The sequence below is a fragment of the Streptomyces sp. NPDC001868 genome, assembly GCF_040297125.1.
GTDB lineage: Bacteria > Actinomycetota > Actinomycetes > Streptomycetales > Streptomycetaceae > Streptomyces.
On sequence record NZ_JBEOYO010000007.1, the window covers coordinates 75,628 to 89,376 of the forward strand.

Sequence of the window (13,749 nt, forward strand, 5' to 3'; positions counted from 1 at the left end):
GCGCGGCCTTCCTCCGCCGGGCGCGCCTCCGCCTGACCTGGCCCCGCCCGACCCGCCTCCGCTCGGCCTGCTTCCGCCGGGCGCGCCTCCGCCTGACCTGGCCCCGCCCGACCCGCCTCTCCCTGGCCTACCTCCGCCCGTTCCCTCTCTGCCCGTTCCCTCTCTGCCCGACCTGGCTCCGCCCGTTCCCTCTCTGCCTGTCCGGCCTGCGCCCGCCCCGACCGCGCCTGGCCTGCGCCCCGCCCGGCCCCGGACGCCGCCGCATGTGGCGGTACGTTTCCGCAGGGGTCGGCGGTCACGGCCGGGTGCCATCCGTGCCGGTCGAGGGCCCGTGTCAGCGCCCCCACCATGAGGGGGTCGAACTGTGTCCCCGCGCACCGCTCCAGTTCGGCCAGTGCGGTGGTGACGGGGCGGGCCCGGCGGTAGGAGCGGGTGGAGGTCATGGCGTCGAAGGCGTCGGCGACCGCCACGACCCGGGCGCACTCGGGGATCTGGCCGCCGGCCAGCCCGTAGGGGTATCCGCTGCCGTCCAGCCGCTCGTGGTGGTGCAGGACCGCCGCCCGGGCCTCCCCGAGGAAGGCGATCCCGCGCACCATCTCGTGGCCGTACTCGGGATGCAGTTCGACGACCCGCCGCTCTTCCGGTGTCAGCGGCCCGTCCTTGCGCAGCAGCCGCGTGGGAACCCCGAGCTTGCCGATGTCGTGCAGGATCCCGGCGAACCGGAGGACCTCGGCCCGCTCGTCGTCCATGCCCAGCTCCCGCGCGATCAGCAGGGACGCCTGCCCGACCCGCTCGCTGTGCCCGCGCGTGTAACCGTCCTTGATGTCGACGGCCTGGACGAGCGCGCGGATGGTCGCCCGGTGCGCGGCGCGCTCCCGGTGGTACTGCGCGAACACCCAGCAGGACACGTACATCGGCAGCAGCACGAGCAGCGCGGCGACGGGCCCGTACGGGCTGCGCCACAGCACGGCCATCATCAGCCCGGCGAGCCCGTGCACGACGACGGGCGCCACCGACCGCCAGAAGAGCCCTTTCCAGGCTCCCCGCGCGGGCACCCGGTCGGCGAGCGCCAGGATGCCGCCGTCGAGCAGGGTGAGCACCGCGCAGAACACCAGCGCAGCGGCCCCGGCGGGCAGCAGCGCGTACGGGAAGTCGGGGGCGGCGACCGCGTCCCGGCCGCCGAGCGCCTCGTGCGCCCCCGCGGCGGCCCCCACCGCGAGGGCGAGCCGGCCCGCACGCCAGATTCGCCGCAGCCACCGCGGCCGCTGCTCGACCCGGGAGATCAGCGCCCCCGGTACGGCCACGAGCGCGGCGGCGGGTGGCGGCAGCAGGAAGGCCCCGGCGAGGAGGACCGGGAAGAAGGTGCCCATGCCCGTGGGGGCGCGGTGGCCCATGAAGGGGCACCGGGTGATCTGCTCGCACCCGGCGTACAGCGCGGCGAGCAGGGCCACCGCCCACCACGGGACACGGAGGCCCGGCAACGGGGCGAGACAGGCCAGGGCACCGAGGACGACACAGGCGACGTACACACGTGCCCATGCCGGCACCGGCCCCATGGCACCCTCCCGAGTTCAGGTTCCGGAGCCTAGGACGGGCGGGAGCGGGCGGGGACGGCTACGGGTGAATCCATGGGGTCACGATGGCCGGATTAACTCCTTCGAGTGACAACACCGTTGCGTCCCCGCACGCCGGGTCCGCCCGTCCCTGTACGCCGGGTCCGCCTGTCTCAGCCGGCCACGTCCGCGTCTCAGCCCGCCACGTCCGCCCGTCTCAGCCCGCAACGTCCGCCGCGAGCACCTTGTTGAGCTGCTCCACGGTCGCCGGGGACTCGCGCTGGAAGGCGGCGAGGTCGAGGCCGTCGTCGCCCATCACGGTCAACAGGGTGCGCTCGCCGACGGCGACGACGATGACGTGCCCGGCGCCGCACCGGACGACGACCTCGCGGAGCGCGCCGACGCCGGACTGGTCGGCCATGCGGCGGCCGACGCCGAGGGTGGCGGCGGCGAGCGCGGCCACGGACTCGGGATGGACCTTGTCGACGTCGGCGACGACGAGGAGCCCGTCCACGGTGGACAGGACGCTCTCGGCGACCCCCATCACCCGGTCACGCAACGAGGCCAGGATGCCGGTCAGCGATTCGGTCGATGCGTGTGCGGTCATGGGCACGTGCTCCTTGGTCCAGACAACTGCGGTGGGTGTGCGGTCCGAGCGGCTCAGTCGGACAGGTGCCGGTCGGACTCGGGGAGAGCCCGCAGCCCGCGGCGGACGCGCCGCAGCATTTCGACGGAGGGTTGGTCGGCGAGCAGTTCCTCGGCCGACAGCAGGGACAGGGGCGGGAAGGGGGGCGGCACGGCCGGGTTGTCCGGCGTGGCGTCCCCGGCGCTTGCGGGAACCGGTGCCGCGCCCCGCACGGGTAACGGCGGCGGCCCGGCGGCGACGCGAGCGGGTTCGGCGCGCGACGGCGGTTCCCCGGCGGCGACGCCGGAGGGGCTGGACGGTGACTGTGGGGTCGCCGTACCACCGGGCTCGGCGGACGGCGGCTGTGCCGCGGTCGTGGGGACGGGTGCGGCGGGCGGTGGGGCGTCTGTGGGCGTGGAGGTCGTGGCGGGCGGTGGGGTTTCGGGGGTCGGGACCGGGCGGTCGTCCGCGGCCGCTCCGGAGGCCGAACGCCGTCGGAGGCGGGCGGCCTTGCTGCGTATGCGGCGCTTGCGGGCCGGGTCTTTGTTGGGGCTCACTACCCGTCCTTCGCTCCGAGGTCTCCGGTGGGAGAGCCTCCACCGGGCCTGCGTCTGGGCAGGGGACCGGCTCTCGGTGACGTTTCAGCGGCCGTCGGCTGCCCCTGTGGGATCCGGGGCGCGGTGCTGGGCCGGTTGTCGGGCGCGGTCCTGGTCTCCCATCGGACGGCCTGGAGCGATTCCAGCCGGATGAGGTCCAGCATCACCGCGTAGAGGCCGCGCCCCCGGGCGAAGGCGATGTCACGTGGGGTGCGGCGGCCGTTGACGTGTTCGACGAGGTCGCGGTGGCGTCGGGTCAGCCGGCCGTCGGATTCCGGGGTGCCGCGGCCGGTGACCGGTTCGGGCCGGACGCGGGCCAGTTCGCCCGCCGGCCCCCACAGCCGGGTCAGCAGCGCCATGCGGCGGGTGGTCTCCTCGGCCAGGGGCCTCGGCGCGATGCCGGGCCGGGCGAGGAGGGTGGGCTGCCGTTCGTCCAGTTCCCAGCCGCCGGGCGGGCTGAGCGTCATCGCGAAGGCACCGTCGAACACGGCGGCCGTGCAGAAGACCTCCAGCTCGGCGGCGCCGATCAGTCCGGCGGCCGACAGGTGCGAGTCGAGCCGGTCGGCGTCGGGTTCGGCCGCGCAGGCCGCCAGCCAGGCGTCGTCGTCGATCCGGCCCGAGGCGAGCAGTGTGGACGTCGCGGTCGGCGCGCCCGGTGTCTCGATCGCGCCGATCAGGCCGTCCCGGAGGTGAATCGTGCCACCAGGGGAGCCGGAGACCCGTACGGTCCCGGTGTAGCCCTCCTGGTGCAGTGCCTGCAGAAGCGCGGGGACGTTGCGCGCCGAGGGAGTCTTCACGCCAGCACCTCTCGGGCCCGGTCGCCGAGGCTGCGCATCGCCAGGGCCACGTTCGCCCGGTCGCGGTCGAGACCGGCCGCCAGCAGCAGCGGATCACCGCCCGGCCGGTCCACGGAGAGCAGCACCTGATGGCGTCGCCTGCTGGTCATGACCACGCTTTCCAACTCCCCCTCGGCCCCCGCCGCGCCGAGCCGCTCGGAGATGAGCGAGGCGAGGTCGGAGCACTCCGCCCCCGTCCCCACCTCGGCGGCGTCGCCCGCGACCGCGTAGGTGAGGCCTGTGACCGCGTCGACGAGGGCGACTCCGGTGACGCCGGGAGAGTCGAGAAGCCGGTCCAAGGAGGCCTGGAGCGCAGGCTTCCTTTTCTCAAGTCCCCCCATTCGCCCTCCACGTCCACGCGCCGCACAGTACTTTGAACGCCAACTTCCGTAACACGCAAAAAAGTTGATGTTTGTGACCGGTGGGTCACTCGTGTTCGATCGTAGTTGGCCGGACAGTGACCGGTCAGCAGCACTGAGGAATTGGGGCAGCAATATGAACATCGAGACCGCGCTCAAGGAAGCCATGACCCTCGACGGTGCGATCGGTGTCGCGCTGGTCGACTACGAGAGCGGTATGTCGCTCGGCGCCCTCGGCGGCGGCCAGCACCTCGACCTGGAACTCGCGGCGGCCGGCAACACCGAGGTCGTGCGCTCCAAGATGCGCACGCTGGCGTCGCTGGACATGAACGACGTGATCGAGGACATCCTGATCACGCTGGGCCGGCAGTACCACCTGATCCGCCCGCTGACCAGCAGCAAGGGCTCGCTCTTCCTCTACCTGGCGCTGGACCGCTCGCGCAGCAACCTGGCACTGGCCCGGCACGGCCTGAAGCGCATCGAGAACGGCCTGGAGGTCTGAGCCCGCCACGCCCCCGCGCCGCACACAACTGAGCCCGTTCCGGGGACGGCCGCACAGCCGCCCCGGAACGGGCTCAGAAATCAGCTTCAGCTCTCCTGCGGTGTGACCGGCGACGCGGTCACATCATGCTCGGGAACGGTCTGCCCCGACCGGATCAGATCGATCCTGCCCATCACCTTGGCCCGCAGATCGGTGGGCACGTCGTCCTGCCCGCAGCACCGCTTGACCAGCTTCTTGACGGCCTGTTCGAGCCCGTACTTCTCCAGGCAGGGCGAGCACTCCTCGAAGTGGTGCTCGAACTTGGTGCAGTCGGCGTCGGGCATCTCCCGGTCGAGAAACTCGTAGAGATGATCCAGGATTTCGCTGCAATCCGTCTCGTGCGGCTCTCCGCAGCTCATGAGCCCGAGCCTTTCGCTTCGTTCGACTCTCCGGCACCGGCCGGGACCAGGCCACGGTCACGGGCGTAATCCTCCAGCATGCCGCGCAGTTGACGGCGACCGCGGTGCAGCCGGGACATCACCGTACCGATGGGTGTCCCCATGATGTCGGCGATCTCCTTGTACGCGAAGCCCTCGACATCGGCGAGATAGACCGCGATGCGGAACTCCTCGGGGATCGCCTGCAGCGCCGACTTCACGTCCGAGTCGGGCAGGTGATCGAGCGCCTGCGACTCGGCGGAACGCAGCCCGGTCGACATGTGCGACTCGGCACGCGCCAGCTGCCAGTCCTCGATCTCCTCGGCCGCCGAGCGCTGGGGTTCGCGCTGCTTCTTGCGGTACGAGTTGATGAAGGTGTTCGTGAGGATGCGGTAGAGCCAGGCCTTCAGATTGGTGCCCTCACGGAACTGGTGGAAGGACGCGTACGCCTTCGCGTACGTCTCCTGCACCAGGTCCTCGGCGTCGGCCGGGTTGCGCGTCATGCGCAGCGCGGCCGAGTACATCTGGTCGAGGAATTCCAGGGCGTCCCGCTCGAAACGGGCGCTGCGCTCCGCGGCGGTCTCGGTGCCCTCGGGCTGCTCCGCCTGGCCCCGTTCGGTCCCTGCGTCGGTCCCAGTGACCGGACCCACCTCCTCCAGCGTCTGTGCGGTACCGAAACCGGTACCACCAGAATCGGAGGATAGACGACGATCCATGCCCGCCGCCGCCCGAACAGGGCCGCTCTTGGCCGCGTGCAGCACTGTCCAGTCCAGGTCAGCGCGGCTGCTGCGGCTCGGGCAATAGGTCGAACCCATGCGGCGGACTTCCTCTCCTACGGCGGTCAGCACGGTCTTTCGCGCTGTCTGATCCGCACAACAGAGCCCCGCCGCTCGGCATTCCCACCGGCCGCCCGGCCCGTCACCCGAGTGACGCGATCCACTCCACGACACCGTCGGTGATCACCGTCAGCGCCTCCTCCTGCCCGAGGGGCGCACGCTTCGGCACGGCGAACCCGTGATCGCCGTACGGCACCTCCACGAGCCCGTACGAGCCCACCGGGAACTCCTCCGGCCTGCCGAACGGATCGTTCCCGCCCTGGACGACGAGCGTGGGCACCCCGGCCCCGAGCAGTTCGTCGGCCCGCGACTTCTCCGGCTTGCCCGGCGGGTGCAGCGGAAAGCTCAGCGCCAGTACGGCCGCCGCGCCCATCTCCGTCGCCGTACGGCAGGCCACCCGGGCGCCGGCGCTCCGCCCGCCCGCGATCACCGGCAGCCCCGGCTTCACCAGCGCGGGCCACAGGCCCCGCCAGCCCACGTCCAGCGTCTTCGGCGCGGGCGCGAGCCTCTTCCCGGCCACCCGCCACGGCTGCTCCACCAGGGCGACGGTCACGCCGTGCGCCGGGAGCACGGCGGCGAGGGCCTGGAGATCCCGCGCCTCGATGCCACCACCGGCGCCATGGCTGACGGCGAGGACGGTTTTCGGCCGCTCGGCCGCGTGCCAGGTGACGCGGGCCGTACCGGCCGCGGTCTCGATCTCTTCCCGCTCTGCTGCCTCGATCTCGCTCACGTCAGAAGAGTGTGCCCTCCTCGGGCCCCTCCAGCTCGGTCAACAGCTCCGGGCTGTTGTTGCGGACGTTGCTGACGGCCGTGGAAACGGGGTAGGCGCGCATCAGACCGGCGGGCGGCGGGTCGAGCAGTCCGCGCAGGTCGTCGAGGTCCGTACGGGCCGGATCGAGCCAGCTGTCCCAGCGGTCGGGCGTGAGCATCAGCGGCATCCGGGGGTGGATCTCGGCCAGCGCGTGCGGGCCGTCCGCCGGGGCCACGGCCAGCGGGGTCGTCTCGGCCTCCGTCGTGATCACCGAGCAGGTCACCCACCAGGCCCCCGGGTGATCGTCGGGCAGCGTCCTGTCCCGCCAGAACTCGTACAGCCCGGCCATCGCGAAGACGGAGCCGTCGGCCGGGAGCACGAAGTACGGCTGCTTGCGCGGCCGCTTCTTCTTCCCCTCGACCTCCAGATCCCGCTCGCCCTTGGCGGTGACCCACTCGAAGTAGCCGTCGGCGGGCAGGATGCAGCGCCGGGTGGCGAAGGCTCGGCGGAACGACGGCTTCTCGTGCACGGTCTCCGCACGGGCGTTGATCATCCGGGCGGCGCCCTCGGGGCTCTTGGACCAGGACGGGACCAGACCCCACTTCAGCTTCCGCAGCTGGCGAACCGGCCTCTTGTCGTCGGCGTCCTTCACAGGGCGGTCGAGAATCGCGTAGACCTCCTTGGTGGGAGCCACGTTGTAATCCGGCTCCAGAGTCTCCTCCGGCTCCCACTTCTCGATCTCAAAGATTCCTGCGAGATCCTCGGGCCTACGACTCGACGCATACCGTCCGCACATAAGTGCCACACTGCCAGATCCGAAGCGACCCGAGGGAGCCACCACAGAACATGGAAAGCACCGCAGCCACCTCGCTGGCCAGCCTGTGGGACGAAGTCTTCGGCACCCAGCCCGACCCGGACCTCTGGGTCGTCATAGCCACCGCGGTCGCCGCGCTCGCGGCGATCGTCCCGCACGGCGTCTGGCGGCTCTCGCGCAACGCCATCACCATCGCGCACGAGGGCGGCCACGGTCTGATCGCGCTGCTCACCGGCCGCACCCTGACCGGCATCCGGCTGCACTCCGACACCAGCGGCCTCACGGTCAGCCGCGGCAAGCCCACCGGTATCGGCATGATCCTCACCGCCGCCGCCGGCTACACCGCGCCCCCGCTCCTCGGCCTCGGCGGCGCCGCCCTCCTCGGCTCCGGCCGCATCACCCTCCTCCTCTGGCTCGCCACGGTCCTGCTGGTCGCCATGCTGGTCATGATCCGCAACGCCTACGGCGCCCTGACGGTCGTCGTCACCGGCGGCACCTTCGTGGTCGTCTCCTGGCTGGCCGGCCCCCAGGTCCAGGCCGCCTTCGCCTACGCGGTGGTCTGGTTCCTGCTCCTGGGGGGCGTACGCCCGGCCTTCGAACTCCAGGCCAAGCGCCGCCGGGGCGGAGCCGGCGACTCCGACGCGGACCAACTGTCCCGCCTGACCCATCTGCCGGCGACGGTGTGGCTCGTGATGTTCCACGTGGTGTCACTGTGCGCCCTGATGGGCGGCGGCCGCTGGCTGCTGGGACTGTAGGGCCGACCTGCTGTCAGGGGCGCGGGAACCGCGCGACCAGCCACGACGAACCCGCGGTCGCCCACGGCGATCACGAGGCACCCCCTCGGGCGAAGCCCCACTAAAGTGGCTGCATGGCCCTGAACGCACAACCCGCCCTCTGGCCCGCCCCCACCGCGAGCGGAGCCGTCGACGCGACGGTCCACGTCCCGGGGTCCAAGTCCGTCACCAACCGCGCCCTCGTCCTCGCCGCCCTCGCCAGCGAGCCGGGCTGGCTGCGCCGCCCCCTCCGCTCCCGCGACACCCTCCTGATGGCGGCGGCGCTGCGCGCGATGGGCGTCGGCATCGAGGAGACCGTCTCCTCCAGCTCCGCCGCCACCGGCGGCTCCGGCGGTACGGGCGAGGCCTGGCGCGTTCTGCCCACCGGTCTGCAGGGCCCGGCCACGGTGGACGTCGGCAACGCGGGCACGGTCATGCGCTTCCTCCCCCCGGTGGCCGCCCTCGCCGACGGCCCCATCCGTTTCGACGGCGACCCCCGGTCGTACGAGCGCCCCCTGAACGGCGTGATCGACGCCCTGCGCGTCCTCGGCGCCCGGATCGACGACGACGGCCGGGGCGCGCTCCCGCTGACGGTCCACGGCGGCGGCGCCCTGGACGGCGGCCCGGTGGCGATCGACGCGTCCTCGTCGTCGCAGTTCGTCTCGGCGCTCCTCCTCTCGGCCCCCCGCTTCAACCAAGGCGTGGAGGTCCGCCACATCGGCGCGACCCTCCCCTCCCTCCCCCACATCCGGATGACGGTCGACATGCTGCGCTCGGTCGGCGCGCAGGTGGACACCCCGGAGTCGGGCGGCGAGCCGAACGTCTGGCGGGTCACACCGGGCGCGCTGCTCGGCCGCGACCTGACGATCGAGCCGGACCTCTCGAACGCCCAGCCGTTCCTGGCGGCGGCCATGGTGACCGGCGGCAAGGTCGTCGTCCCCGACTGGCCGGCCCGCACCACCCAGCCCGGTGACCAGCTCCGCGAGATCTTCTCGGAGATGGGCGGCACCTGCGAACTGACCGAGTACGGACTGGTGTTCACCGGTTCCGGCTCGATCCACGGCATCGACGTGGACCTGAGCGAGGTCGGCGAGCTGACCCCGGGCATCGCGGCGGTCGCCGCCCTCGCCGACTCCCCCTCGACCCTGCGCGGCGTCGCCCACCTCCGTCTCCACGAGACGGACCGCCTGGCCGCGCTCACCAAGGAGATCAACGAACTCGGCGGCGATGTCACCGAGACCGCCGACGGCCTCCACATCCGCCCGCGGACGCTGCACGGCGGTGTCTTCCACACTTACGACGACCACCGCATGGCCACCGCCGGTGCGATCATCGGTCTGGCCGTGGAGGGCGTCCGCATCGAGAACGTGGCGACGACGGCCAAGACCCTGCCGGACTTCCCCGAAATGTGGGCCGCGATGCTCGGGAAGAACTGACGGGCGGACCGGGATCATGCGCCGTTACGGCAAGCACACCGACGAGGACGACATCCGCAGCCGCCCGAACCGCAAGGGCAACCGTCCTCGTACGCACATCCGCCCCAAGCACGAGGACGCCGCCGAGGGCATGGTCCTCACCGTCGACCGGGGCCGGCTGACCTGTCTCGTCGAGGACCGCGTCGTCCTCGCGATGAAGGCCCGTGAACTGGGCCGCAAGGCCGCGGTCGTCGGCGACATCGTCGCCCTCGTCGGCGATCTCTCCGGCAAGAAGGACACCCTCGCCCGGATCGTCCGCATCGCCGACCGTACGTCGGTGCTGCGCCGCACGGCCGACGACGACGACCCCTACGAGCGCGTCGTGGTCGCCAACGCCCATCAACTCGCCATCGTCACCGCCCTCGCCGACCCGGAACCCCGCCCCCGGCTGATCGACCGCTGCCTGGTGGCGGCGTACGACGCCGGTCTGGCCCCCCTGCTCGTGCTCACGAAGTCGGACCTGGCCTCCCCCGACAAACTCCTGGAGGCCTACGGCCACATCGACCTCCCGCACGTCGTGACGAGCCGCGAGGAACTGGAGACGGGCGGCGCCGCCGACCGCGTCCGCGAACACCTCGACGGCAAGGTCACGGCCTTCGTCGGCCACTCCGGCGTGGGCAAGACGACCCTGGTGAACGCCCTCGTCCCCGAGGACCTCCGCCGTACGACGGGCCATGTGAACGCGGTGACGGGCCGCGGCCGGCACACCACGACCTCGGCGCTGGCCCTGCCGCTGGCGGACTCGCACGGCGGCTGGGTGGTGGACACTCCGGGCGTACGGTCGTTCGGGCTGGCCCACGTCGACCCGTCCCGGGTCATCAACGCCTTCCCGGATCTGGTGCCGGGCACGGAGGGCTGTCCGCGTGCGTGCAGTCACGACGAACAGGACTGCGCGCTGGACCAGTGGGTGGCGGACGGTCACGCGGACCCGGCCCGCCTCTACTCCCTGCGCAGGCTCCTCGCGACACGCGAACGACGGGAAGGCGACTGACCTCCGCGTTGTTTGCGCCCCTCTCCACCCGGTAAGTGCATAATCGCACCAAGTCGGAGCCAGACCAGACGAGATCAGCCGAGAAGCCTAGAAGTCGAGAACAGTCGAAGCGGTCACGGAACGTGGGCCCACGGGAGGACTAGACATGGCGTGGCTGCTGGTGGTGGTGGCGGGACTTCTGGAGACCGGATTCGCCGTCTGTCTGAAACTTTCGCACGGCTTCACCAGACTCTGGCCCACGGTCGCCTTCTGCGTCTTCGCGCTCGGCAGCTTCGGCCTGCTGACCCTCTCCCTGAAGAAGCTCGACGTCGGCCCCGCCTACGCCGTCTGGACGGGCATCGGCGCGGCCGGCACCGCGATCTACGGGATGATCTTCCTCGGTGACATCGTGTCGACCCTGAAGATCGTCTCGATCAGCCTGGTGATCGTGGGGGTCGTGGGACTGCAACTGTCGGGCTCGGCGCACTAGTTCGCGGCTGTCGCCCCCGCGACTACAGGTGGTTGAGGGGCCGGCTCAACTGCCGGGGCAGCGCCGTCCGCACGAGATCGGTGACTCCCCCCTCGCCCGGGGGCGCCGCCACGCACGACAGGGCGAGCCGCACGGCGAGTTCGCAGGAACGGGCCAGTTCCCCCGTGTCCGACCTGGGCGTACCGGGCGCGGAGAGCACGGCGACGGCCCGCTCACGCACCAGGGCCACGAAGTCGCCGGGCGCGGGCAACGGCCCGTCCGCGCGGCGCTGCGCCGGCACCGCGGAGGACGAGGGCACCGCCGAGAGCGTCGGCGAGGGCAGCCGCTCGCTCCAGCAGCCGGTGAGCATGGCTCGAACGAGTGCGTTGTTCCGGGAGGCCGCCACGGTCCACTCGGCGGTCGCGGCCAGTCGGTCCCGGGTGTCGGCGGGGGTGGCCAGCGCCCGGTCGACGCCCGCCAGATAGCCGTCCGCTTCCCTCCGCACCAGGGCCCGGGCGAGCCCGTCCTTGCTGCCGAACTCGTTGTACAGCGTCTGACGTGACACTCCGGCCACCGCCGCCACGTCCACCATGCGCACGGCCGACCAGGGCCGACGCACCAGTGCCGTGTAAGCGGCGTCCAACAAGGATTCCCGCGCTGCAGGCATCATCGCCTCCCTAAGAGCGAGCGGGCGGCTCTGGCCCTCACATTTGACGCGCATCAAGTCACTGTCAAGGGTTCGCGGCGGCCCCCAGGGGCGCACACCAGCCAACACGCGCGCCCCACACCAAGAACACCCCACCGAGGCCCACCGCCCACCACGACACAGCCGCAGAGACAACGGCGACCGCAGAACCGCAAGCCCCCGAAACACCCCACCAGACAGCAACATCAACTCGGGTGCCCACCACGACGGGCGACATTCGCACCCAGCGACAACTGCGAGCAATCGCGCCTGCCACATCTGCGGACGGTCGCGCCGGTCGCAACTGGGGGCAACCGTGCCGGTCACAGCTGCGGGCAATCGCACCAGCCGTAGCTGCGGACAACCGCGCCAGTCGTAGCCGCGGCAATCGTGCCTGCCGCAGCTGCGGGCAATCGTGCCGGTCGCAGCTGCGGACAATCGCACCAGCCGTAGCCGCGGCAACCGTGCCAGTCGTAGCTGCGGGCAATCGTGCCGCTGGGGCGGCACGGGTGGGCGCAGCGGCACCCGGCAAGCGCCGGTGAGCGAAACCCCGCCCGAGCCCGGCCCCAGCGGAGGGCGCCCGACCGATCCACCGCCCCGACCCCCACGCCCCCAACCGCCCCCCGACCCCCGGCCCCCTGTAGCCCCGCACCGACCTCGACAGATACCGTTCGCCACATGGCCGACTACCTCGACGACCTCCGCTTCGCCCACGTCCTCGCGGACGCCGCCGACGCGACCACCATGGCCCGCTTCAAGGCCCTCGACCTCAAGGTCGAGACGAAGCCGGACATGACCCCGGTGAGCGAAGCCGACAAGGCCGCCGAGGAACTCATCCGCGGCCAACTCCAGCGCGCCCGCCCCCGGGACGCCGTCCTCGGCGAGGAGTTCGGCCTCGACGGCACCGGCCCCCGCCGCTGGGTCGTCGACCCGATCGACGGCACCAAGAACTACGTCCGCGGCGTCCCCGTCTGGGCCACCCTGATCTCCCTGATGGAGGCGGGCGAGGGCGGCTACCAGCCCGTCGTCGGCGTCGTCTCCGCCCCCGCCCTGGGCCGCCGCTGGTGGGCCGCGAAGGGCCACGGCGCCTTCACCGGCCGCAGCCTCAGCTCGGCCTCCCGCCTGCACGTCTCCCGCGTCGCCGAGCTGTCGGACGCCTCCTTCGCGTACTCCTCCCTCAGCGGCTGGGAGGACCGAGGCCACCTCAACGGCTTCCTGGACCTGACCCGCGAGGTGTGGCGCACGCGCGCGTACGGCGACTTCTGGCCGTACATGATGGTCGCCGAGGGCTCCGTGGACATCTGCGCCGAACCCGAGCTCTCCCTCTGGGACATGGCCGCCAACGCGATCATCGTCACCGAGGCGGGCGGCAGTTTCACCGGTCTCGACGGCCGCCCCGGCCCGCACAGCGGCAACGCGGCGGCCTCGAACGGCCTGCTCCACGACGAACTGCTGGGATACCTGAGCCAGCGCTACTGAACGAACAGCGGCTCGCGATGCGTACGGGGCCCCCGAGTGATCCCGGGGCGCCCCGAACTGACCACGCACGCCCCCTTGTTGACCTCCGCTTTGCCTGCCACATTGAGAGTCCCCCCACTTGTGAACTTGTGAATCCTTGAACTAGCTGCCCAGAACCAGCTGCCCAGCCGTTCACCGGATTCCCTAGGAGGTGGCTGAACTCCATGCTCGTCCGCGACGCCATGAGCACAGTGGTCCTCACCATCGGCCCCGATCACACCCTCCGCCAGGCCGCCGCCCTGATGTCGGCTCGCCGGATCGGCGCGGCCGTGGTCCTCGACCCGGACGCCGGCGGACTCGGCATCCTGACCGAACGCGACGTCCTCAACTCCGTAGGCCTGGGCCAGAACCCCGACGCCGAGCGGACCCACGCCCACACCACCAACGACGTCGTGTTCGCGGCGCCGTCCTGGACCCTGGAGGAAGCGGCCCGCGCCATGACCCACGGCGGCTTCCGCCATCTGATCGTCCTGGACCAGGGTGCCCCGATAGGCATCGTCTCGGTCCGCGACATCATCCGCTGCTGGGTCCCGGCCCGACAGCACGCGACGGCATAGCCGAACGGGCCGGG

General features: G+C 71.8%; 16 protein-coding genes and 1 pseudogene. 7 read left to right on the plus strand and 10 right to left on the minus strand.

Translation table 11 applies throughout. The features are described from left to right. Nucleotides 1–233 precede the first annotated feature (233 nt). The 5 genes and pseudogenes from ABT147_RS10920 to ABT147_RS10940 all read right to left on the minus strand — a co-directional run. Nucleotides 234–1,556, minus strand: a pseudogene (locus ABT147_RS10920) (HD-GYP domain-containing protein); the annotation flags it as partial. 214 nt (nt 1,557–1,770) lie between these two features. Beyond that, nucleotides 1,771–2,160 (minus strand): roadblock/LC7 domain-containing protein, encoded by a 390-nt coding sequence (locus tag ABT147_RS10925; protein WP_351404228.1) that lies wholly within the window; start codon nt 2,158–2,160, stop codon nt 1,771–1,773. 53 nt (nt 2,161–2,213) lie between these two features. Beyond that, nucleotides 2,214–2,735, minus strand: coding sequence for a hypothetical protein (locus ABT147_RS10930; protein ID WP_351404230.1), 522 nt, complete (start codon nt 2,733–2,735; stop codon nt 2,214–2,216). After that, nucleotides 2,735–3,571 carry a hypothetical protein gene (locus tag ABT147_RS10935; RefSeq protein WP_351404232.1) on the minus strand — a complete coding sequence of 279 codons (837 nt, stop codon included), beginning with the start codon at nt 3,569–3,571 and terminating at the stop codon, nt 2,735–2,737. Before ABT147_RS10935 ends, ABT147_RS10930 begins: the two co-directional genes overlap by 1 nt. Continuing rightward, nucleotides 3,568–3,909: a hypothetical protein gene (locus ABT147_RS10940; protein ID WP_351404234.1), complete on the minus strand. Its 342-nt coding sequence runs from the start codon at nt 3,907–3,909 to the stop codon at nt 3,568–3,570. The genes ABT147_RS10935 and ABT147_RS10940 overlap by 4 nt, the downstream gene beginning before the upstream one ends. A gap of 196 nt (nt 3,910–4,105) precedes the next feature. Here ABT147_RS10940 and ABT147_RS10945 point away from each other — a divergent pair, with 196 nt between their 5' ends. Continuing rightward, entirely contained in the window at nt 4,106–4,471 is a 366-nt protein-coding gene (locus tag ABT147_RS10945; RefSeq protein ID WP_351404236.1) for a hypothetical protein, read from the plus strand. 86 nt (nt 4,472–4,557) lie between these two features. Here ABT147_RS10945 and rsrA read toward each other — a convergent pair whose 3' ends face one another. The 4 genes from rsrA to ABT147_RS10965 all read right to left on the minus strand — a co-directional run bounded on the left by rsrA (nt 4,558) and on the right by ABT147_RS10965 (nt 7,270). Then, nucleotides 4,558–4,869, minus strand: a complete 312-nt coding sequence (rsrA, locus tag ABT147_RS10950; RefSeq protein WP_060883359.1) for a mycothiol system anti-sigma-R factor — start codon at nt 4,867–4,869, stop codon at nt 4,558–4,560. After that, entirely contained in the window at nt 4,866–5,537 is a 672-nt protein-coding gene (gene sigR, locus ABT147_RS10955) for an RNA polymerase sigma factor SigR (protein ID WP_013000816.1), read from the minus strand. The genes rsrA and sigR overlap by 4 nt, the downstream gene beginning before the upstream one ends. A 268-nt stretch (nt 5,538–5,805) precedes the next feature. Further along, the gene (locus ABT147_RS10960; protein WP_351404239.1) at nt 5,806–6,453 is read right to left on the minus strand and encodes an alpha/beta hydrolase family protein; all 648 of its coding nucleotides are present in this window, start codon (nt 6,451–6,453) and stop codon (nt 5,806–5,808) included. 1 nt (nt 6,454) lies between these two features. After that, the gene (locus tag ABT147_RS10965; RefSeq protein WP_351404241.1) at nt 6,455–7,270 is read right to left on the minus strand and encodes an SOS response-associated peptidase; all 816 of its coding nucleotides are present in this window, start codon (nt 7,268–7,270) and stop codon (nt 6,455–6,457) included. Nucleotides 7,271–7,320: 50 nt separating this feature from the next. Here ABT147_RS10965 and ABT147_RS10970 point away from each other — a divergent pair, with 50 nt between their 5' ends. The 4 genes from ABT147_RS10970 to ABT147_RS10985 all read left to right on the plus strand — a co-directional run bounded on the left by ABT147_RS10970 (nt 7,321) and on the right by ABT147_RS10985 (nt 10,996). Continuing rightward, nucleotides 7,321–8,043 (plus strand): M50 family metallopeptidase, encoded by a 723-nt coding sequence (locus ABT147_RS10970; RefSeq protein WP_351404243.1) that lies wholly within the window; start codon nt 7,321–7,323, stop codon nt 8,041–8,043. Between the two features lie 113 nt (nt 8,044–8,156). Continuing rightward, nucleotides 8,157–9,497, plus strand: a complete 1,341-nt coding sequence (gene aroA, locus ABT147_RS10975; protein ID WP_351404245.1) for a 3-phosphoshikimate 1-carboxyvinyltransferase — start codon at nt 8,157–8,159, stop codon at nt 9,495–9,497. A gap of 16 nt (nt 9,498–9,513) precedes the next feature. Further along, complete coding sequence (rsgA, locus tag ABT147_RS10980) at nt 9,514–10,527, plus strand: ribosome small subunit-dependent GTPase A (protein WP_351404247.1); 1,014 nt, start codon at nt 9,514–9,516, stop codon at nt 10,525–10,527. 145 nt (nt 10,528–10,672) lie between these two features. Then, nucleotides 10,673–10,996, plus strand: coding sequence for a DMT family transporter (locus ABT147_RS10985; protein ID WP_045559048.1), 324 nt, complete (start codon nt 10,673–10,675; stop codon nt 10,994–10,996). A 22-nt stretch (nt 10,997–11,018) separates the two neighbouring features. Here the strand turns inward: ABT147_RS10985 and ABT147_RS10990 are convergent, their stop codons facing one another. Next, complete coding sequence (locus ABT147_RS10990; protein WP_351404612.1) at nt 11,019–11,642, minus strand: TetR/AcrR family transcriptional regulator; 624 nt, start codon at nt 11,640–11,642, stop codon at nt 11,019–11,021. A 696-nt stretch (nt 11,643–12,338) separates the two neighbouring features. On the opposite strand from ABT147_RS10990, the gene hisN reads away from it, so the two are divergent. Further along, nucleotides 12,339–13,139 (plus strand): histidinol-phosphatase, encoded by an 801-nt coding sequence (gene hisN / locus ABT147_RS10995; protein ID WP_351404249.1) that lies wholly within the window; start codon nt 12,339–12,341, stop codon nt 13,137–13,139. 203 nt (nt 13,140–13,342) lie between these two features. Then, nucleotides 13,343–13,735 (plus strand): CBS domain-containing protein, encoded by a 393-nt coding sequence (locus ABT147_RS11000; RefSeq protein ID WP_086758175.1) that lies wholly within the window; start codon nt 13,343–13,345, stop codon nt 13,733–13,735. The last annotated feature ends 14 nt before the right edge of the window (nt 13,736–13,749 follow it).